This is a genomic window from Erysipelothrix amsterdamensis, assembly GCF_940143175.1.
Classification (GTDB): Bacteria; Bacillota_I; Bacilli_A; order Erysipelotrichales; family Erysipelotrichaceae; genus Erysipelothrix; species Erysipelothrix amsterdamensis.
Genome location: NZ_OW659496.1, coordinates 1030882 through 1053822 on the forward strand (window position 1 = coordinate 1030882; position 22941 = coordinate 1053822).

The following is a 22941-nucleotide window of genomic DNA, read 5'->3' on the forward strand; positions in this document are numbered from 1 at the left end:
GTGGTAAAAGCAAATCTATGCATCCAGTTTCAGCAGTTAAAAATAGATAAATTTTAGTCGTTTATTTTTTAAAACAAACTCATCTGATTACTATCTTGTAAATGGGATGTGACACCTAGCTCATCTAATTTTTTGACAGAAGTAGAACTGATTCCTCCACGGGTAATAAGATCCTTTTTAGATATAAATGGTTGTTCTTCCCGGGCCTTTACAAGTTGACGGGCAACGTTATCACCCAAACCATCTACTACATTAAATGGTGGAAGAATAGCTTTATCATCGCGAGGATCCAGGCTGAATTCTGTAGCCTTTGACAATTCTAAATCTAGAGGGCTTACCTTATACCCTCTACTTTGGAGTTCAAGCGTAACCTCCAGCGTATCAATGAGGTTTTTTTCTTTGATTGTTACATCTTTTTTGGTATCAAAACTCTTTAAACGCATATTAATTGAGTTTAAACGACTTGCCACTATTTCTTGTGATGCACACATCGTTTCAATCTCATAAGCATTTACACGTAATGTAAAGTACACTGCATAGTATGCTCTCGCATAATAAACCTTAAACCATGCTACACGTATCGCCATCATAACATATGCTACGGCATGCGCCTTGGGGAACATGTATTTAATTTTTAGACATGAATCAATATACCATTCGGGCACATTATTTCGTTTCATGGAGGCAATCCACTCATCAGTTAGTCCGCGTCCTTTACGAACACTTTCCATGATGGTAAATGCTTCCTTGGCTTCAAGTCCGTAATGCATGAGATCAACCATGATATCATCACGACACCCAATTACCTTATCAAAGGCTAATCCCTGTTTGATGAGTTCCTCAGCATTATTACGCCAAACATCTGTTCCATGAGAAAGACCCGATATACGAACTAAATCCGAGAACTTATTTGGACGCGTCGCTTCAAGCATTCCACGAACAAACGGTGTTCCAAACTCTGGTAATCCTAATCCACCGGTCACTTCATGATATTTGCGCTCATCGACATCTAATGCTTCTGTTGAACCGAAGAGTGATAAAGTTTTCTTATCATTCATTGGTACATCATGAATATCAACACCCGTTAATCGTTCCAACATTTTCATCGCTGTTGGATCCACATGTCCCAAAATATCGAGTTTAAGCACATTATCATCAATATCATGAAACTCGAAATGTGTTGTATACCAGGTAGAGTCCGGATTGTTTGCAGGATATTGAATCGGTGTGAAATCATGAACGTCCATATAGTCCGGAACAACAATAATCCCACCAGGGTGTTGTCCTGTTGTTCGTTTAACGCCTTCAGCACCAACTGCAAGATAAGTATTCCATGCATTATTACTGTTTGTAATATTCATGCTCTCATGATAACCCAGAACATACCCAAACGCAGTTTTTTGTGCAACTGTCGAGATCGTACCAGCCCGATAAACATATTCTTCACCAAATATTTCTTTGGTGTACGCATGCGCAAATTCCTGATAGTCTCCTGAAAAGTTTAAATCGATATCTGGAACCTTGTCACCTTCAAACCCTAGGAACGTTTCAAAGGGAATATCCTGTCCTTCACAATGGAGCGCTTTGCCACAATTTGGACAATCTTTAGGATCTAAGTCGAAACCCGATGAATATTCACCATTTAAAAAGAATTCATTATAGTGGCAATTATCACAAACGTAATGAGGCGCGAGAGGATTAACTTCAGTAATCTCAGCCATTGTAGCTACAAGAGATGAACCAACAGAACCACGCGATCCTACAAGATATCCATCATCCAGTGACTTTTTCACAAGAAGATGAGAAATATAGTAAATAACACCGTAACCATTTCCAAAAATTGATTTAAGTTCTCGTTCAATTCGTGCTTGAACAATTTCAGGGAGTGGATTTCCATAGAGCTTATGCGCATTATGGTAAACAATATCTTTAAGGAGTTCATCACTGTTTTCGAGATGCGGTGTAAACAATTCCTTTTTCTTAGGTGAAATATCTTCAATTTCATTTAATAATTTTACTGGGTTTTTAATGACATACTCATAGGCTTTATCTGCCCCTAAAAATGCGAAAGCATCCAACATCTCATTCGTACTTCTAAAATGTTGATTCGGCGCCTCAAAAGCCATTCGACGTTGTTCATTAAATATATACAACGGATGTCGTGAACCACCAATTCCTTGTGAATGGATGTAAACATCGCGAATTACCTTTTCACTGGGATGGTTATAGTGTACATTTCCAACTGCTAATATCGGTTTATTAAGCTTTGTGGCTGTACTAATAATACGATTAATGATATCCAGTAAGCGTGCTTCACTTTCAATTGCTTGACTCTCCAACAAAGGAGCATATAAGTCTAAAGGCATAATCTCTACGTAGTCATAAAAGGCAATGCAACGTTCGAGTGCAGCTTGACTTTTATTCATAGCAATTTCAAAAAGTTCGGAATTGGTGCACCCTGCGCCAATTAACAAATTCTCGCGGAATCGTTCTAATTCACTTCTCAAAATTCTCGGCTCTGCCATTACAGCATCCCCTTTTGACGTCTTACCAAAAAACGCAAGATATTTGGTATGCGAAAGGGTTATTAGTTGATATAAATCTTTAATGCTTGATTGAGTTTTAGCGATTACAGTACAATGACTTTTACGTAATTTTTTAAAACTTGATTCATTATTTAAAGATTGAAGATCATCAATTGTCTGCATCGTGCTTAATTGCTCCAGACGCAGCATCTCTAAAAAGACAAGCGATAATACTTCAGCATCATAATCAGCACGGTGAGCAACACCTTCGTCATAACCAATACGCATAAATCGTGCAATACTTCCCAAACGATAAGAGCGTCGATTATCAAAAAGTGCACGTGATAAATCTAAAGTATCAATCACTGCATTTTGAATTGGTTCTTTTCCCAACCTACGAAGTGTTTCTTGTATAAAATCAATATCAAACTGGGCATTATGCGCTACCAATACATGATCCCCTAAGAATTCTAAAATTTCATCCATTGCTTCTTCAATTGTCGGTGCATTCACGAGATCAGCATCCGTAATATTGGTTAATTCTTGAATAAAAGGTCTAACCGGAACTGGAGCTTTTATAAATGTTTGCATCTTCTTAACCACACGACCATTTTCAATTAGAACACCACCAAATTCAATGATGTGATCGTAATAATTTGAAAGCCCTGTCGTTTCCAAGTCAAATGAAACATAAGAACCTGATTGAAGAGGTTCACCATGAGCGTTAGAAACGATTTTAAGCTCACCATCAACCATATTCATCTCAACGCCGTATCCCAATTTGAACTCATGATCCGGATACTTCGAACGTAATTTTTTAAGATTTCCGTATGCTTTCGGAAATCCTTGCACACCTGTATGGTCGGTAATGATCATACCCGGATGTCCCCATTCAAAAGCTTGCGCCATATATTCGGAAGCATCGTTAATTCCATCCATTTCGGAAAACTTTGTATGCAAATGAAACTCGACACGTTTTTCATCCGCTGTATCAAAACGACGGAAAATATTATCAATTTCCTCATAGCGATCCATCTTAAAAATGTAATCACGTTCATACTTCGCATCAAATACATAGGTTCCAAATACACGGATACAAATACCTTTTGAAATGATTTCTTCTTCGGTGTCCGCAAAATCAACAACACAAATTGCAGATTCCCCATCACTTAAATAATACTTAGCAATGAATTTCCCTGTTCTTGTTTCGCGAACCTCTACATCAAAAACCTTACCCGCTACCGAAACATCACGTGCTTCATCCGTAAGCAAACTCATCTTTATCGGATTATAGTTTCCTTTACCGTTTCGACGCTTTGGCACCCTTGAAACGACTTTACGATCGACCACTTCGACTTTATCAATTTTAGGCATTTCTGAAACTTCATCTTCAAGGTTCCCCGTTGAAATTTCCGCATCTACGTCAAGCTCAATACCCAATGATTTTAGTGCATCACAAAGAGCACCACATTCTCGTAACGTTGCTTCTTGATGATGCTGATCAATACATAATAACTTGAGCTGTTGATTAACAAGTTGCAACGATGATTCTTTCACAGCACTTAAATTCTGCGCGCGAACAATCATATCCGTATACTGGCTGATATTTAAAAAATCAAGATCACAATGCTTAGACTGCACAATAAGATCAACATCTGTTTTAGTATACAATTTTAATTTTTTCGTTAGCTCTCTATAGACTGAAAAAGGTAATGCATTCATTACCTTCACGTTGAGAATCAATTTCTTTTTTTCTGGATTATACTTACATGAGATAATGTCCGCATCCTCAAAATGAAACGAATAATTTTTATTTATTCCAAGTTTGTCAAAAATTTCGGTCACGATATCATCTCCTTTTTTATTTTACAAGTTTCTCAAAGGCATCCTTCGCTGCCATTTGTTCTGCTTTCTTTTTCGATAAGCCTTTTCCTTGGCCGAAAATAAGTTCGTCCAACTTCACAACCACTTCAAACTCAGGTGCATTGGAAGGCCCCACCACATTAATAACCTCATAACTGACTGACTTCCGTGAGTCAGATTGTATGTACTCCTGTAACTTCGTTTTATAATCTGTAATACTTAAGGATTCAAGTTCATTAAATGCTTCATTCATTACAGAATCAAGGACTCGATTAACACTATCGATACCACTATCTAAATAAAGCGCACCTATAAAACTTTCGAATAAATCAGCGATAATTGAAACTCTTACTCTACCACCATTTTTTTCCTCACCCATTCCCAACATTAAATAATCATTAAGTTTGAGTTTTAGGCTATATTGCGCAAGAGCATCTTCACATACGAGTTTTGCTCGATAAAGGGTCATATCGCCTTCATTAAAATGATCTTGATGTTTAAAAAGACGCTCTGATACACATATTTGCAATACAGCATCACCCATAAATTCAAGACGTTCGTTGTCTTCTAATAATTCTTCTGCCTCATTGACATAAGAAGAATGAATAAAAGCATTATTAATTAAATCTTTATTAAAGTATGGAATCTTCATAGAATCCAATAAATCCCATTTTGTCATGTTATCACCTTATAATATTATACACCATTATGTCGTTTTAAAATACTGTCGGCGGTCGACATCCGCAATTATTTCTTTGTAATTGCTGTTATCTAAATTTTGAGCAATAGCGATTGCGTCAATCTTAGCTTGTTTTAGGATATTTTCGTCTTTTATAATATCTCCCAGAATAAAGTTTGGAAGTCCTGACTGACGTTGTCCTAATACATCGCCAAACCCTCTTAGTCTCATATCAGTCATTGATAACTCAAAACCATCATGGGAAGAAACAAGCGCGTTCATTCTTTGTGCTGTTTCATCACTTTCATTACTGCTAAGTAAATAGCATACTCCCTGCTTGGTGCCACGACCTACACGACCTCTTAACTGATGCAACGTCGCAAGACCAAATTGTTCAGCATTGTAAATAATCATCATATTAGCATTATGTACATCCAAACCTACTTCAATGACACTTGTGCTAATGAGAATATCAATCTCCCCTAAAACAAATGCCTGCATTTTCTCATTCTTTAATTCACTTGGCATTTTTCCATGCACGAAATCCACCGTATAGTTACTGAATACCGGTTTGAGATTTTCACAAATTGTATGAACATTCTTAACACCTACCCGTTCACCCTCTTCAATTGCAGCGCAAACGATATAAATCTGCTCGTGTTTCTTTAAACGTTCTTCAATTGGCACCATAATGCTACGGAGTGAATTTTCATGAACCCAATGTGTTTCAATTTCTTTTCGATGACTTGGATAAGTCGCTATTGTAGAAACATCTAGGTCAAAAAACAAACTCGCTGCAAGGGTACGGGGTATAGGAGTTGCAGAGAGCATGAGTGTATCAACTTGCTTCCCTTTTGTGATGAGTGCACGACGCTGATCGACACCAAAACGATGTTGTTCATCGATAATCGCGAGACCGAGATTATGAAAGACTACGTCTTTTTGAAAAAGTGCATGTGTACCAAAAATAACCGATGCCTCACCAGTAGCGATTGCTTGAATTACATCATCACGATGATCTATACCTTGTGATAATACAACACAATCAATATCCGGAAAGAGCTTCTTAAAAGACTGAACATGCTGCATTAATAATAACTCTGTAGGTACCATAAAGGCGACTTGATACCCAGCCAAATAATTTGCATAGGCTGCAAGCAGTGCAACAACAGTTTTCCCGCTCCCAACATCACCTTGAAGTAATCGATTCATTTTCTTAGACGATTCAAGATCAACAAGAATCTCATTTAAGGACTGTTCTTGATCAGCAGTTAACTCAAAAGGCAACATGTCAATTTCTTTTTGAACCGCATCTCGTTCAAATAACTTTGAAACACCATACTCACGATCACTATTATTTAACGTGATTGATAGATGGTAAGCTAAAAATTCTTCATATTTAAGTGTTCTTAAACCATGATGAAGTTCTGTTTCACTTTGTGGCATATGAATCGCCTTCACTGCATCAAACCGATCCATAAGTCTATATTGCATCTGAAATTCTGTGGGTATAATGTTTGGTAACGATACATTCTCAACAATCTTCACGACTAAACGTTCGATTTCATACTGTTTAATCCCCGATTTTTGACTGTATACCGGTTTGATTCCAACGATATCTTGAATATCCTTGTTACTTACCGTTTTAGCAGTGATGTTTCCCTCTTTACCAACAATACCAACTACAACAATACCATGTTCATAATGGCGCGTATTCAAATAACGACGGTTAAAAATCGCAACAGGAACAATTTGATCTTGGAAAACAACTTTAAAATTTGTTACTGATTGATTGCGACGAAATGTAAAATTTTTAAAACCACCCAATAATCGTCCCGAAAAAACAACCGTATCCCCTGGTCGCCACGCATCCTGAGGTTTTGCCTCAAGTCGTTCGTAACGGTAAGGAAAAACCATTAGGAAACTTTCTGGTGTGTCAGCACCATAAGCTTCAATGATTTTTAATTGCTTATCTGTGAGCTTCATAAAAAAATAAAAGGGCTAAGCCCTTTTACTCTACTCCAATGATGTATGAATAAACTGGTTGTTCACCACGATGTGATTCTACTTCTACATCGTATGTAGATTCAATAAAATCAACAACTGTATCAGCTTCTTCATCTGATACATCTTCTCCCGTGATTAAAGTAACAAGTTCACTTTCATCATCAATTAACTTCGCACAAAGTGCCTTAGTTGTTTCTAAACGATTAGGGTTGGTTACAACAATGTCTTTTTCAAGAATCCCCATGAAATCATTTTGTTTAATTTCAATGGACTCAAACATCGTATCTTTAATTGCGTATGTAACTTGACCTGTTTTGGTATTGGCAACAGCTTCAAGCATTTCAGTTAAATTATCTTCAACATCTACATCAGGATTAAACATAACGCATGCTGATAATCCTTGAGGAATCGTTTTCGTTTCAATAACATGAATATCTTTGTCTTCACAAATATCTTGAGCCTGTTTTGCAGCCATAATGATATTTGAGTTGTTTGGCAGAATAAAAATATGATCTGCGTCAATACTATTGATAAGTGCCACAAAATCTTCAGTTGATGGGTTCATAGTTTGACCCCCGCTGATAATGTATTCTGCACGGAGTTCTTTAAACATATCCACAACACCCGTACCTGCAGCAACAGCTACAATTGCGTATTTACTGTGTTGTTTTTGAGTTTTAGAAGCATTTGATTCGGCATCTAAAATCGTATTGTGTTGTTCAGACATATTTTCAATTTTCAGCTTAACAAATTCACCATAGCGTTGCGCTAAGTTTAGAGCATTACCTGGTTTCAATGTATGAACATGAACTTTAACTAAATCTTCATCCGTAACAACTACCAATGAATTACCAAGTGCTTCTAATTGCGCTCTGAATTTATCTTCATTATAACGGTTGATTGATTCTTCATCGAGACGTACGATAAATTCTGTACAGTAACCAAATTCATCATGTTCAAAATCTGAAGCAGCGGCATGATTGGACTCATCACCCTCTTCAAGTTCGATAGGGTTCCCTTTTAATTCTGCTAGGAATCCTTCAAGAACGGTAACATAACCTTTACCACCACTATCGACAACGCCGACTTCTTTTAATACAGGCAGAAGTTCTGGTGTTCCATCTAAAGACGTATTTGCTTCAGCTACTAAACATTCAAAAAACTCAATGACTGAGATTTCAGGATTTTTAAGTACAAACTCATAGGTAGCCTGTGAACTCTCACGTAAAACAGTTAGAATTGTTCCTTCAACAGGACGCATAACTGCCTTGTAGGCAACTTCTTTACCTTTTTGGAAAGCTTCCGCAAGATCCATAACACTTGCTTCTTGTAAATTTTCTACGGATTGTGCAAATCCTCGGAAGATTTGAGAAAGGATAACGCCTGAGTTTCCTCGCGCGCCCATTAATAAACCGCGAGATAATGTTTTGGATAATTGACCTAAGTGTGATGTAACAGCTTTTTTAGAATCTGTTAACCCACTTGTGAAAGTAAGATTCATATTTGTTCCTGTATCTCCATCGGGAACAGGGAAAACGTTAAGAGCATTAATTTCATGATGCTTATTTGTAAGATTGTTGGCACCACTTTGAAGCATCTTCAAAAAGATATCGCCATTAATAGTATTCATTATTGAACAACCTTAATACCTTGAACATAAACATTAATCGTATTAAAGTTTTGTTGAAGTGTTTTTTCTAACATGTATTTCGCTTTCTTTTGAACTTCGAGTACTACTTCTGAAATCTTAACGTTATAACTTACAATAATATATAAATCTAAATCAAAACCATTATCCCCTTTACGCACAATAACACCTTTGGAATAATTTTCACCCTTTAACAATTCTGCAAGGCCATCTTTAAAGACTTGCTGAGAGGCCATACCAACAACACCATAACATTCTGTCACGACACCGCCAGCTAGCATTGCGATTGCTTCGTTTGAAACATTGATTTTTCCAAATTCATTGGTTTTTTCAATCGCCATCATTTCTCCTCCTCTTTCATATTTTTTATATTTTTATGATCCACATGCCTTTACAACGGCAGACTGTGTTTCTTCAGTTGGACCGTACTCGATAAACTCGATGCAACGAGCACTCGAATCAGCCCCACTTATAATAGTAGCATATTTATTCAGTTGTGGTAAAGTTTCTACATTTGTAAAAACAAAATAATCATTATTCATAACAATTCTCATATAGTCAGGTTCAACTTTTGTAGGCTCGAAATGAATTTCAGAAACGGAAGCCATAGAACCATCATCAATGGTTGCCAAAGCGGATAGCAGCGATTCAGATATTGATTCCTCTGTAAACCCTACAAGTAATGGTAATCGTTCGATCACAGAAGGATTCACCGATTCCAACTCTTTATAATATCCATCTTCAAAATAAATTCGAATTGTTGGTTCCAATGTGTAACCCACAGCTTTCTTTTCCGTTACATTTAAATTTATGATACCTTGACGATAATATACATTAGCGTCAACATTGTCAATCCCCTTAACTTTTTTTCCTTTATAGTTTATCAATGGCTTAAAGGTTAAATAGATGCGTTGATTCTCATGTATGTTGATTGCATCTTTGATTTCCGCATCACTAAGAATTACATTACCGTTCACTCTTACATTATGAATTCGCGAAGCATCGCTTTTATCAAAATAATAAATCCCTACGAAAACTCCGATAACAATTAAAAATTGAAGCATTTTAATCAACCGACGTTTTCGCTTATTGCGGCGAATCGTCTTCTTTTTAAGGTCTATCGAGGCCTTTATTTTATCAATCGGCTCTCGCTCATCATTCAATTCAGGATTATTGCGACGCGTCATCGTTCCCCACCACCTTTTCAACTAAATCTGCAATATTCGAAACCGCATCAGGCGTTGCAAGCTTACGTGCATTATGACCTAATTCAACCAAACGTTGTTTATTACGAATCAGTTCAAAAACATGTTTATTCAATACGTCATCATGGATATTTTCTTCTAATAGCATATCACAAGCGTTCTTATCAAATAACGATTTAGCATTATAAAATTGATGGTTATTTGCCACATATGGGCTTGGTATTAGAAGTGACGGTAGGCCAAAGGATTCAATCTCAGCAACTGTAGAAGCACCTGATCGACATACAATTAAATCGATTACCGGTAATAACGCTTTTTGGTCTACAAATCCTTCCAGACGAATATTTGGATGTACTTCACCAACTTTTTGTTTGAAACGATCAATATGAAGTGGACCCGTAACAATAATTACTTGAGTCATTGGATCATCATAATACTTAACAAACTTTTCAAATTTTTTATTCATTGCAGTTGAACCTTGGGACCCCATAACCATGAGGACTGTATTCAATTTTAAATCCAAATTGAGACGTTCGACTTCTTTAGAACTATCAATTTCTTCATGTACCAAAGAAGCTCGAGGATTCCCAAGATAGTGGACATAATCTCTACCTGAAAATGCTTCTTCATAACACGTAATGATTGCCTTTGCGGAATCCGCAATCATCTTATTTGCTTTTCCTGGATACGCATTTTGTTCATGGAGAACAATCGGAATCTTAAGCGATTTTGCCGCAAATGTTACGGGCCCACAAACATACCCTCCAAATGCAAATACAACATCCGGTTTTAATGATTTTAAGTGTTTTTTAGCAGCACGATAGGCTCCAAATTGAGAAAAAACAGCTTTAATTTTATCGAATATACTGCCTTGAAGTCCTTGATTGTGGATTGCAAAAAAAGGATATCCTGCCTCTGGCACGATCCAAGATTCCATTTTATGATCGTTCCCAATAAAAACGACTTCTGTATTTCGATTCTTTTTAATGAAATCAGCATAGGTGATTGCTGGGTAAATATGACCACCACTACCACCTGTAACAATACATACTTTCATACCCTACCTCTATTCAAATAGCCTTTGATTTACATCGATTTTTAAATGTTCATAAGCCTTTGTTGTTACGACACGACCACGCGGAGTACGATTAATAAAACCTAGTTGTAACAAATATGGTTCATAAACATCTTCAAGTGTCATGGTTTCTTCAGAAATCGAAGCGGCTATTGCTTCAATTCCAACAGGTCCACCATCAAAGCGTTCAATAATTCCGCGGAGATAACGTAAATCAACATCATCAAGCCCTAAGTTATCGACTTTTAGTTTATCAAGTGCCAACTGGGTTATTGAAATGTCGACAACATTATCATTTAAAACCTGAGCGAAATCTCTTACACGTCGAAATAAACGATTTGCAATTCGTGGTGTCCCACGTGAACGTTTTGCAATTTCACTTACACCTTCACGATCAATAACAGTATTGAGTACACGACTTGTTCTCGCAACAATCGTTTCAAGTTCATCTTGACTGTAATACTCAAGTTTTGAAATGATACCAAAACGATCTCGTAACGGAGAAGACAAATCCCCTGCCCGTGTTGTCGCTCCAATGAGCGTAAACGGCGGTAAATCAATTTGAATGCTTCTTGTTGATGAATCCTTACCAACAACAAGATCCAAAGTGAAATCCTCCATCGCAGGATACAAAACCTCCTCAACAGCTTTAGGCATACGGTGAATTTCATCGATAAATAGAACATCACCCGGCTCCAAGCTTGATAAGATTGCTGCCAGATCACCACTACGCTCGATACTTGGTCCACTCGTCACTTTAATTCCTGTTTGCATTTCATTTGCGATTACATGCGCTATGGTTGTCTTACCTAATCCCGGAGGACCATAAAACAACAAATGATCTAAAGCTTCATTACGCGTTTTAGCGGCCTCAATAAAAATTTTTAAATTTTCCTTAAGCCCTTCTTGCCCTACATACGCAGAAAGCGTTTGAGGACGTAGACTTTCTTCGTAATCTTGGCCGGATAAAATAGCTTCACCAGACATTAAACGTTCTTCCATCTACAGCCCTCTCTTTCTTGAATGCAAGAGCTTCAAGCCTTCTTTAATCATATCATCCACTGAATCAAGATTTAGAAGTGACAACTCATGCTTTATATTGTTCAATTCTACTTTTTTAAAACCTAGATCACCTAAAGCATCCAGTGCTTCATCAACAAGCGGTAATGCCTTTGTACTTGATGAAGGCGTATCTGATGCAATAAACTTACCTTTAAGATCTAACATCATTTGAGAAGCCATCTTAGGCCCCACACCCGGTAGTTTCTTAAGGAAAGCCATATCTTCTTGATCAATTGCACGAATGATATCATCGCCACTAAAACGGCTTAAAATTGTAATCCCTGTCTTAGGTCCTACCCCTTTTACTGTTATTAACTGACGGAAGATATCTAATTCACGCTTTTCTACAAATCCAAATAAAATGATTGCATCTTCTCTCACATGTTGGTAAGTGTGAAATATTATGCTCTCATTTAATGTAACCATTTCTGGATTCCCACAAAATACTTGATAACCAATACCATGGTTATCGACCACAACATAATCGATTCCTCGATCCACTGCAACACCTGAAATAAATGCAATCATATTATCACCTATTATTATTCTACCATACCTTCTTCAAAAACAAATTGAATATCTGCAACAATTACAATATCGCCATCTTTTACACCTGCTTCACGGAGCGCTTGGTCAACACCTAGACGCTTCATAGCAAGCCCAAACTGAACTGCGGATTCCTCAGTATCAAATTCATATTGACGTAATTGACGGTCAATGATATCACCGGTAACACGCCATTTTGTTTGATTAATTTGCTCAATATCAAAATTACGTTTTGGTGCTTCATATTTATAAACAACAGATTCACTTTGTTCTTCGATACGTTCTTCAACGTGTTCGTCAAGAATATCTGCAAGACGGTAAAGTAGCGAATCAATTCCCTCGCCAACCATTGTAACAAGTTCGAAAATTTCTAAGTCTGGATATGCTGCTTTAAATTTCTCTAAATTTGCGGGTGCAACCTCTAGATCCATTTTATTTGCAACAACAACCATTGGTTTTTTCAGTAAGTCTTCATTATATTTTTCAAGTTCGTTATTGATGACTTTATAATCCTCAATCGGATCACGTCCGTCTTCTGCACCCATATCCACAACATGTACTAATACTCGACAACGTTCGATATGTTTTAAGAAAACATGTCCAAGACCTTTCCCTAAGTGTGCATCTTCAATTAAACCTGGTAAATCAGCTACAGCAAAGGAACGTCCATCTGGACTACTTGAAATACCTAAGTTTGGCGCAATCGTTGTGAAATGGTAATCCGCAACTTCTGGCTTCGCTCTTGAAATTACTGAAAGTAGTGTTGATTTCCCAACAGATGGATAACCAATAATACCAACATCAGCAAGTAATTTTAACTCAATGGTGATATCAAGTTCTTGACCTAATTCACCCTTTTCAGAAAATGTAGGCGCAGGGTTATTTGCTGTCGCAAATCGAGCATTACCTCTACCGCCACGTCCTCCATGAGCTACAACCTCACGTTGGCCCACTTCAGTTAAGTCAGCAATAACAATACCTTTTTCGTTATCAATAACCATAGTACCTACTGGAACTCTTAAAATTACATCATCGGCTCCGGCTCCGTGCATTTTTTTATTCTTCCCAGGCGTACCATGTGAAGCTTTAATAACACGATTATATCTTAAATCAAGTAATGTTGATTTATTAGAGTCTGCGACAAATACGATATCGCCACCTTTACCACCATCACCGCCATAAGGTCCACCAAGTGGAACAAATGCTTCGCGACGGAAAGATGTCATTCCATCACCACCGTTTCCGGCTACTACTTTTATATTAACGCGATCTACAAACATTAAATCACCCTTTCCATTTCAATTAAAAACCCCCTATTTAAGGGGGCTTCAGATTAAGCTACTGGATAAACTGAAACACATTTGCGAGTTTTGCTAATGCGTTCGAATTTAACAACACCATCCACTTTAGCGAATAAAGTGTCGTCGCCACCACGGCCTACGTTAACACCTGGATGAATCTTTGTACCACGTTGGCGGTATAAGATTGAACCTGCTGTACAGAATTCACCATCTGCGCGCTTTGAGCCTAAACGTTTTGAGTGTGAGTCACGACCGTTTTTTGTCGAACCAACACCTTTTTTAGAAGCAAATAATTGGATATCTAATACGAATTTCATGAAGTAACCTCCTTTTCATTAATTTCGATATATTTAGATTGAGTTTGTTCCATTGTTTTAAGTTGTAACAATACAAACTCAAATAATTTTTGATTAAGTTCATTACTCTGTTTAATTTCAATTTCAATTAGTGGTTCCTGAGTCATGATTAATTCTACTGAATCATCCAATGCATCAAAACCGTTGAGAGCACCAACCATAATGGAACTAACTCCAGCACACACTAGATCAAATCCGTGATCACCAGAACCAGCATGACCTGTTACAGTCATTTTTTTATAGAACCCTTCGCTAACTAAAACAGATACATGTATCATCGAACTATCCTGCGTTAATTTCAGTTACAACTAACTTAGTATACGGTTGACGATGACCTTGTTTTTTACGTGTTGAACCTTTTTTAGCTTTATACTTGAAGATAGTAATTTTCTTACCTTTTCCATGTTTTTCAACTTTAGCAGTTACAGTAGCACCTTTAACGTATGGAGTACCAACTTTAAGTGTGCGGTTTTTAACAGCAACAACTGTTTCAAAAACAATTTCTTCACCTTCTTGAACATCCAATTTTTCAACGAAAATTGTTTGATCCTTTTCAACTAAAACTTGTTTTCCACCTGTTTCAATAATTGCGTACATAGTACACCTCCTTCAATTTTTTGCCATAAGACTCGCCAAGTAAGGTGGACGAATCACTTAAACCTTACAGTGTGCGGTTGTACGTCCAGAGACATGCAACTACGCCTTTAAATGCCTTAACATTATATAACAGTCCCATTCCAATGTCTAGTGTATATCTTAATTATTTTAGATATTAATCATTCACTTTATTCAGACACAAAATCATATTCACCCAAGTGCTATTTATTGAATTAATACGATTTTATTTTCACGATGAATATTTATCTTAATTCTGACTTTAAACGGTAAACTTAAAAAAACAATAACATGAAAAATATATGATTTAAATGATTTTTCAACCTTAATACTTAAATTCTTCTTAAGATTCACATAATAAAATTTATTTCTGCTATTTGTATGTTAAAATCGTATCGAAAGGTGGATTTGGGATGAAAGCATTTTTAAATTGTGGGTGCGTCTATGAAAGCTAAACGAAGCATAAAAGTACGTAAACTCAATATGAAGGCAGTAGCTTCTATTATTGCCGCACTACTCGTTGTTGTAACAATCATCGTTACTTTGATATTTAATCCTTTCTCAAAGTATCCGAAATATATGACACGTGTTTCAAACGAGTATAAAAAAATTGGTCATCATGAAGTCATCAAAGAAGCAACAGATGATCGTGTCATGGTTTTACACTACCCAACGCTTGATAATGAAAAAGTAAATACTTGGATTCAAGAATTTACCAATCAAAGTAAAGAGCGTTCTAAAGGATTATCTAACAGAGATGGTAAGAAAGCTGAAATATTTCAGGATTACTCGATTTATCAAGTCCATGATAAATACGTAACAGTAGATATTAAAACATCCTTAAATAGCGAGATTACAGATGAAATTTCCCGCACTTATGATATCGAAAGCGGAGAATTTGTAAAAGCTTCAGATTTGTTTAACGAGCTTGGTCTTAATAAACTAATCAGCGATGTAAGGGCAACGCTTTCCAAACCGAAAGAAATGGAACGTCAAAGTTATCTTAAAGCGACTTCTTTGGATGAAGACACCGCCCTTTCTTTATCTGAATCAAATGTTGTCTTTAATATTAAGGGATTTACTAATCCTGTCTCATTTGATTTATCTAAAATAACGGATTACTTCTCCCATACAATTGGTTCTTTCGAAAAAACAAATGGTGAAATAGCACCCGTATATCTCGATCGTGGTATTAACCCAAAAGAAAAAATGGTCGCATTCACATTTGATGATGGACCACATCATCGTAATACTCAGCTAATTATGGACGAAATGGATAAATATGACGGTCAAGCAACATTTTTTATGCTTGGGGAGCGGGTAAATCAAAACCCATCCATCGTAAAAGAAATTGTTCGTCGTGGCCACCAAATTGCGAATCACTCATTTACACATCCTGATTTTAATTCAATGGATATTCAAGATGTTAATAATGAGATTAAGAGTACTGAGGAAGCCCTTTTTAAAGCATCGGGCTTAAAAGGTCCATTTATGGTTCGTCCACCCTATGGCAATGCCAATGCAGAAGTTCGCAAGGGCGCTCCTGTAACATTTGTCAATTGGTCTGTAGATAGTGAAGATTGGGTATCTCGTGACCCTCAACAAATCTGTAATACGATTGATAAATATAAACATGATGGGGCAATTATATTACTCCATGATATTTACGAATCGAGCTATGAAGGATTTAAATGTGCTGCAAAAAAACTTCATGAACAAGGTTATAAATTTGTGACCGTTGAGGAATTACTTGAATCACGTAATGATGTCGTTAAAACCAACGCAATCTATTTCAACGCTGATCCAACTCAGTAATACAAAAAAAGTTAGGCTTGTCCTAACTTTTCTTTTATCAAATCTCAACCGCACCACTTTTACTTTTATTAAAGTCTATCTCATAGGCCGTTTTGAAGTCAAATATTTTTCGCGGCATTGAGTTAATTTTGAAGCAAATATCATCAAGATATTGTTGCGCTATATCATACATTGATTTTCCTTTTGGTATAAACCTTCTAACGATTGCATTCGCTCGTTCATTGGTTCCACGTTGAAAAGAACAGTATGGATCACACTTATATAGTTTCACACCCAACCGCTTGGCTGTAATTCCTAGTGTTTTAAATTCAAGTCCGTTATCTACTGTTATTGATTTGGTTGTTATATTATTCTCTTCAATAAATTTTCGAATTAAGTTTGATGTGTAATAGTCATATCGATATTCTGCTTTAATAAGCCAGGTCATTCTTGAGCAGCGGTCTACAATGGATATAATTGCTGCAGATTCATGTTTCTTACCGATTATAGAGTCGATTTCGAGATGACCAATCTCGTTACGTTCCTCAATGTATTTAGGTCTAAGGCTAATTGGAAGCACCGTTTTCTCTTCCAAGTTCCATCTTAAATGATTCATCATTCCACTAATTCTTTTTTTGCGTTTTCGACGTTTATAGCACATTCTATTTGGTTTTATATCAAGTTTACCTTGGTTAATCCAGTTATAGACTTGCTGCGATGTAACACACGGTTTATATGGATGATATCGTTTATAGTTACTCAAACATACTTCTACCGAATGAACTTTAGGATCATAGTGAGAATGCAGATATTCGATTAAGTGGGAATATTTGTCTCGGATATCAATCGTTCGTTTCTTATAGACATTATTTTTATATCTAGAAATCGTAGAATGAGATATATTGAGTTTACGTGCTGCCTTGCGCATAGAATAGCCGATGCTTAATAGAATATCAATTTGGTCTTTCATTTTTTTATCTAATTGTTTATACTTCATATGGGAGCTCCTTTTAGTCGGGTGGGCTCCTTTTATTATACAAAAACAACCGCACCTTGGGTGGTGCGGTTGAGATTTGAATTTAGGAAGTTAGGCTTGTCCTAACTTTTATTTTGCTTTTTTTACGGAATAGAAGAATGATGTACCCACACCCAGTTCTGATTCTACCCAATATTTTGATCCACTTGCATCACATATCGCTTTAACGATTGATAATCCAAGTCCACTACTGGAACCACTTCGTTGATAGTTTTTATCAATTTTATAGTATCGATCCCAGATATGATCAATAATATCCGGACTGATTCCGATTCCATGATCTGTTACTGAAACAACAACGACATCACCCTCAACGTCTGCTTTAATTACAATTACATTATCGTCACCAACATACTTCGTAGCATTATTAATATAATTGTATAGAACCTGTCCCATTTTAATTTCATCAGCAAGCACCATTAAATTGGGGTCGCAGTGAATTTCAAATTGCAGATCCATCGCTAAGAATAAATGTGTCGTCATATGAATTTGCTGTAACACAAAATATTCAGTTTCTTTAATATCAAAAACATTGGCTTCATATTTAGATAGTGTCAACATATCATTTACTAAACGCTCCAAATGATTAACCTCATCTACAATAACATTAAGATGCTGTTCGCGCATTTCGGGATTATCTCCTGAGATATCCTGAATCATCTCTGCATAGGCCTTAATCATTGTTAGAGGGGTTTTGATATCATGTGAAACGTTAGCAACCAAGTCCCTACGTAATTCATCCGTTTTACGAAACTCTTGTGTAGCATAGTTCAAAGTACTCGCAAGTGTTTCAACTTCAGAATAATCATTTCCTTCAAAATCCACTGACAGATCCCCATCAGCTAACTTTTTAGCACTATTCGTAATTTTAGTAATTGGACTTGAAAGTCGCTTCGATAAAATAAAAGCAACAATTGTCGCAACACTAAAGACTACAAGTGCCAACAATCCAAATTGTCTTTTCAAAACAAATACCGTTGAATCTAAAAGTTTTATAGGAGAAATAACAAAAATATAATTGGGCTTACCATTAATAAGCGTACTTCTGCCATAAAAATACATTCCTTGTTCATGAATTCCATTATTAAAATTAATCGAAAAATCGCGTGTCGGAGCATTGTCAGCCATAATCATATATTCTTTCATTGTTGAATTTTTCAGATTGTTTAACTGGCAGGGAATATTGGGGTTCTCACCAATATAAGTACGAACCCCAAGATCATTATAGATACTAATACACATATTTTCAGTAGCTAGAATTTTTCCTGTTGCTTCCTCGACGATTGAAATATCCGATCGTTCTAATAAACGTTCAATCTCAGTGACCTTCATTTGAATTGTTTGAGATCGATTGCGCTCGTAATAAGGTCCTATAAATGAAATTTGTAACATCCATAAAAATAACAGCATGATTCCTGTTAGTAATAGGAAATAGAACCAAATACGAAAGGCCATATTCTTAGTTGTTGATTTCAAACTTATAACCTGTTCCACGAACCGTAACAATGTAGTCACGGTATGGACCTAAGTTTTGTCTTAACATTTTGATATGAGTATCGACGGTACGATAGTCACCATAATAATTATAATTCCATACTTTATCTAAGAGCACATCTCGTGATAACGCTTGATCTTTATGTTGAATAAGGAAGACCAACAGATCAAACTCTTTTGGTGTGACATTAATACGTTCACCATCAATGATTAAATTACGTCCTGTAATATCAACTTCAAGTCCGCCGAAAGAATAAACACTGTGTTTCATTCCTTTAGCACGCTCACTCACAGCTTTAATACGAGCCATTAATTCTTTAGGTGAGAACGGTTTCGTGACATAGTCATCAATCCCTAATTCAAACCCAAGCAACTTATCGAACTCCTCTTGACGTGCAGATAACATAATTATCGGAACATCTTTGATTTTCTTTATTTCACGACATGCAGTAAAACCATCAAGATTTGGCATCATGATATCTAAAACCACAACATCATAGTCATTAGTTTTGACCATTTCAATTGCTTCAGCTCCATCGGACGCCTCATCACATAATAACCCCGTTGCCTTTGCATATTCCTTAGCAACTTCTCTAATTTTCTCTTCATCATCTACAATCAAAAATCTAACCATGTGAATTCACCTCTTTCATTTTATGATTCGTGAAACTCCGGTTTTGAATCAAATCGATACATATCCATTATGATCAAAGATCCTGGTTCACGCATCTGCCCCTTCACTAAGACAAGTGCTCCTATTTCTAGGTTCACTTTTATTTTATCATATACTGACGGAAATACCACTCCATCAATCAAACCTGTATCATCGCTTAACTGAATAAAGGCCATTTGGTCCCCTTTTTTCGTCCGATGCAACTTAATTCGATCGACCATCGCGATGATTCTGAAATATTTATCACGAACTTTGACTTCAATCAATGAATCCGATTCATGCTTCTGTTTCAAACGCAAGGTTGGATGTTCACTGAAATAAAATCCTAAGACAACCAATTCATCATTTAAAACTTGTCTTCGATTTTCAGCTACCTCCGTGAAAATCGGTTCACTGATTAAATCCATATTTAAAGATGACTGTCCATCTTTTTCAACACGAATGATATTCGCATACCGTAGTGCTTCTTCAAGTGACGCAATCATACTTAAACGATCTGAATTTAAATAATCAAAAGCTCCTGCTTGAATAAGCAATTCAAACTGGTTTTTCTTAATTCCCACAAGATTTAAACGACTGATGGCATTATAGTAACTCAAATACGGACCATTTTCATGAACCTCATTTTGAATTTTAGCTCCGATACTTTTACTAATACCCTTAATTACCGTAAATGGCAAGCGAATTGCATACCCTTCAAGTGTATAACTGTTACTGCTTTGCTCTAAATTAACAGGACGTAAGTCCACCTTTCGTCGGCGACATTCATCAATGTATTGCCGTGTCTTAACCTCACTACCAATAACACTGGTTAAAAGATAGGTATAGAACAAGTGTGGATAATTAGCCTTTAAATATGATAATTGATAAGCAATTAGCCCATATGCAACTGAGTGAGATTTATTAAAACCATAGTTTGCGAATTTATAAATAAGTGAAAAGAGTTCTTCCGCAAAGATTTCATTATGGCCTTTATTAATACATCCTTGGATAAACTCCGTTTTTAATCCATCCAGTTCTTTAGCATTCTTTTTTCCCATTGCTTTCCGTAAAATATCTGCTCGAGCTAAACTGAATCCAGCCATAATCTGAGCAACTTGCATAATCTGTTCTTGATATATCAAAATACCATTGGTACTTTCCGTAATTCTCTTCAAATCATCATGAATGTATTTGACCTTTTCTGGGTGATCACGATTCTCTAGATATAAAGGAATATTCTCCATCGGACCCGGTCTGAATAAGGCAACCGTATCGACGATATCACTAAACTTGTGAGGTTTAACTTTCTTTAACAATGCCTTCATTCCATCCGATTCAAGTTGGAAAACACCAACCGTCTCAGCCCGTGAAATCAAGTCATACGTTTTTTTATCATCTAGTGGAATTGACATAATATCAAAAGATTCAGACTCATTAATTTGTCGGCTTATATTGTCAATAATCGTTAGATTTCTCAAACCTAAAAAATCGATTTTCACTAAACCAATGGACTCAAGATAACTCATCTCATATTGGACTGCTTTAGTTTCCGAATCCAACTGAATAACCGGAACAACAGTATCAAGAGGTTTTTTGCTTAAAACAATACCTGCTGCATGTGTTGAGGTATGTCGTGGCATCCCCTCTATCTTACATGCAAGCTCAAAGGTTTTATTTAAAAGATCCTCTGATTGAATCAGTGATTTAAATCGACTGTTTTTATTGTAATTGTCGTTTAAGCTCAACGTTGGATCAATAAGTTTCGATACTTGGTCCACTTTACGGATTGGAACTTGTAGAACGCGCGCTGTATCACGAAAAGCCTGACGTGCTTTAAGCGTCCCGAATGTTACAATGTGCGCAACATAGTCATCTCCATATTTATTTCTTACATAATCAATTACAAATTGTCGTTTATCATCCGGAAAATCAATATCAATATCCGGCATTGAAACACGTTCTGGATTTAAAAAACGTTCAAACAGCAGATCATATTCAATGGGATCAATTTCAACAATACCCAAGCAATATGCAACAAGTGAACCCGCAGAACTCCCACGACCAGGTCCTACATAAATCCCCTCCTTCTTAGCGTAGCGAATAACGTCGTAAACGATTAAAAAATAATCAGTGAAGTTCATTTCATTGATTATTTTTAACTCATAATTCAATCGTTCACGATATTTTTCTGGAACAGAATTGTTTAACCTCCGTTTTAATCCAAAATGACTCAGTTGTTCTAAGAAAACTTTATTACTTACTTCTTGATGTGTCTCAAATTCCGGCAACTCAGTTGTGAGATTCATAATTGATACATTACACATCTCAGCAATTGTATCAGTTAATAATATCTCTGTTTCTGAATACAGCGACTTAAAATCATCATCATTAATAAAATTCCGATTTGGCGAGGACACGAGGGTTTTATCCTCTAAATATGTGCTTTTATCGATTGCTTGTAGCGCCCGAAACGCTTCCTCATCATTTTTGTTTTCATAATATACTTTAGGAAGTGCAACACATTCAATCTCTCGTAAAACAGCCATTTGTCGCAGCTGATCATTAACCGATGAAAAAAATCCAGATTCTTGATGTGATAAGCCTATATAGAAATATGAGAACATTTGTTTTAAACGTTCCATCGTATCTGCCACTTCATCGAGGTTTTTACTCAACATGCCTTTTTCAAATGGACCCTGTTCTGAATAGGCAATAAAGATTAATTCGGATTCAAAAGGCATTACATCCGCTTCCGAAATAGAAGCTTGTTTTGAAAGTAAGTAAGATAAATGGATTAAGCCCTGATATCCTTTATTAGTTCGTGCAAGTACTAATGAATCGTAATTGGATTCATTCTCAGAGATTGTAATTTCCATGCCATAAATAGGCTTAATATTATGTTTACGTGCTGCATTATAAAAATCCAATGCACCAAAAAGAACATGCCGATCTGTTAAGGCAATGCTCTTTGATTCATTATGTTTCGCTTTTTCGCAGATTAATTCAACAGGCATCATCCCCTGCAATAGAGAATAATGACTGCGGACCATTAAGTGTGTCGCCATTTTGCCACCTCTAAT

General features: G+C 36.4%; 18 protein-coding genes and 1 other annotated feature. Of the genes, 1 reads left to right on the forward strand and 17 read right to left on the reverse strand.

Translation table 11 applies throughout. The features are described 5' to 3' along the window. Nucleotides 1-68: 68 nt before the first annotated feature. Genes NMG63_RS04845 through rplU form a run of 13 tightly spaced genes read right to left on the reverse strand, consistent with a single transcriptional unit; the run spans nt 69 to nt 14864 of the window. Complete coding sequence (locus NMG63_RS04845; RefSeq protein ID WP_254006511.1) at nt 69-4370, reverse strand: PolC-type DNA polymerase III; 4302 nt, start codon at nt 4368-4370, stop codon at nt 69-71. A gap of 16 nt (nt 4371-4386) precedes the next feature. Next, nucleotides 4387-5067, reverse strand: coding sequence for a ribonuclease III (rnc, locus tag NMG63_RS04850; RefSeq protein WP_254006512.1), 681 nt, complete (start codon nt 5065-5067; stop codon nt 4387-4389). A gap of 27 nt (nt 5068-5094) precedes the next feature. Further along, a complete protein-coding gene (locus NMG63_RS04855) occupies nt 5095-7053 on the reverse strand; it encodes an ATP-dependent DNA helicase RecG (RefSeq protein WP_254006513.1) in 1959 nt (652 codons plus the stop codon). Nucleotides 7054-7078: 25 nt separating this feature from the next. Continuing rightward, nucleotides 7079-8704 carry a DAK2 domain-containing protein gene (locus NMG63_RS04860; RefSeq protein ID WP_254006514.1) on the reverse strand — a complete coding sequence of 542 codons (1626 nt, stop codon included), beginning with the start codon at nt 8702-8704 and terminating at the stop codon, nt 7079-7081. Next, nucleotides 8704-9063: an Asp23/Gls24 family envelope stress response protein gene (locus NMG63_RS04865; RefSeq protein WP_016357183.1), complete on the reverse strand. Its 360-nt coding sequence runs from the start codon at nt 9061-9063 to the stop codon at nt 8704-8706. The genes NMG63_RS04860 and NMG63_RS04865 overlap by 1 nt, the downstream gene beginning before the upstream one ends. 33 nt (nt 9064-9096) lie before the next feature. Next, complete coding sequence (locus tag NMG63_RS04870) at nt 9097-9909, reverse strand: cell division protein FtsQ/DivIB (protein WP_254006515.1); 813 nt, start codon at nt 9907-9909, stop codon at nt 9097-9099. Beyond that, nucleotides 9893-10984: an undecaprenyldiphospho-muramoylpentapeptide beta-N-acetylglucosaminyltransferase gene (gene murG / locus NMG63_RS04875; RefSeq protein ID WP_254006516.1), complete on the reverse strand. Its 1092-nt coding sequence runs from the start codon at nt 10982-10984 to the stop codon at nt 9893-9895. The genes NMG63_RS04870 and murG overlap by 17 nt, the downstream gene beginning before the upstream one ends. Before the next feature lie 9 nt (nt 10985-10993). Beyond that, on the reverse strand, nt 10994-12004 hold the full coding sequence (ruvB, locus tag NMG63_RS04880) for a Holliday junction branch migration DNA helicase RuvB (protein WP_254006517.1): 1011 nt from the start codon (nt 12002-12004) through the stop codon (nt 10994-10996). Then, entirely contained in the window at nt 12005-12592 is a 588-nt protein-coding gene (ruvA, locus tag NMG63_RS04885) for a Holliday junction branch migration protein RuvA (protein WP_254006518.1), read from the reverse strand. Nucleotides 12593-12606: 14 nt separating this feature from the next. Continuing rightward, on the reverse strand, nt 12607-13890 hold the full coding sequence (obgE, locus tag NMG63_RS04890; protein WP_003773743.1) for a GTPase ObgE: 1284 nt from the start codon (nt 13888-13890) through the stop codon (nt 12607-12609). A 53-nt stretch (nt 13891-13943) separates the two neighbouring features. Continuing rightward, nucleotides 13944-14228 carry a 50S ribosomal protein L27 gene (gene rpmA / locus NMG63_RS04895; RefSeq protein WP_003773744.1) on the reverse strand — a complete coding sequence of 95 codons (285 nt, stop codon included), beginning with the start codon at nt 14226-14228 and terminating at the stop codon, nt 13944-13946. Beyond that, nucleotides 14225-14545: a ribosomal-processing cysteine protease Prp gene (locus NMG63_RS04900; RefSeq protein WP_254006519.1), complete on the reverse strand. Its 321-nt coding sequence runs from the start codon at nt 14543-14545 to the stop codon at nt 14225-14227. The genes rpmA and NMG63_RS04900 overlap by 4 nt, the downstream gene beginning before the upstream one ends. A 4-nt stretch (nt 14546-14549) precedes the next feature. Next, nucleotides 14550-14864 carry a 50S ribosomal protein L21 gene (rplU, locus tag NMG63_RS04905; RefSeq protein ID WP_003773746.1) on the reverse strand — a complete coding sequence of 105 codons (315 nt, stop codon included), beginning with the start codon at nt 14862-14864 and terminating at the stop codon, nt 14550-14552. A gap of 18 nt (nt 14865-14882) precedes the next feature. Beyond that, nucleotides 14883-14953 (reverse strand) — a sequence feature (ribosomal protein L21 leader region). Nucleotides 14954-15326: 373 nt separating this feature from the next. On the opposite strand from rplU, the gene NMG63_RS04910 reads away from it, so the two are divergent. Then, a complete protein-coding gene (locus NMG63_RS04910; RefSeq protein WP_254006520.1) occupies nt 15327-16697 on the forward strand; it encodes a polysaccharide deacetylase family protein in 1371 nt (456 codons plus the stop codon). A gap of 37 nt (nt 16698-16734) precedes the next feature. Here NMG63_RS04910 and NMG63_RS04915 read toward each other — a convergent pair whose 3' ends face one another. From NMG63_RS04915 to NMG63_RS04930, 4 genes are all read right to left on the reverse strand, one after another. Further along, nucleotides 16735-17673, reverse strand: a complete 939-nt coding sequence (locus NMG63_RS04915; RefSeq protein WP_254006521.1) for an IS30-like element ISErh4 family transposase — start codon at nt 17671-17673, stop codon at nt 16735-16737. 108 nt (nt 17674-17781) lie between these two features. Then, complete coding sequence (locus NMG63_RS04920) at nt 17782-19188, reverse strand: sensor histidine kinase (RefSeq protein WP_254006522.1); 1407 nt, start codon at nt 19186-19188, stop codon at nt 17782-17784. After that, nucleotides 19172-19840, reverse strand: coding sequence for a response regulator transcription factor (locus tag NMG63_RS04925; RefSeq protein WP_254006523.1), 669 nt, complete (start codon nt 19838-19840; stop codon nt 19172-19174). The genes NMG63_RS04920 and NMG63_RS04925 overlap by 17 nt, the downstream gene beginning before the upstream one ends. Nucleotides 19841-19860: 20 nt before the next feature. Further along, nucleotides 19861-22926: a DNA polymerase III subunit alpha gene (locus tag NMG63_RS04930; protein WP_254006524.1), complete on the reverse strand. Its 3066-nt coding sequence runs from the start codon at nt 22924-22926 to the stop codon at nt 19861-19863. Nucleotides 22927-22941 lie beyond the last annotated feature (15 nt).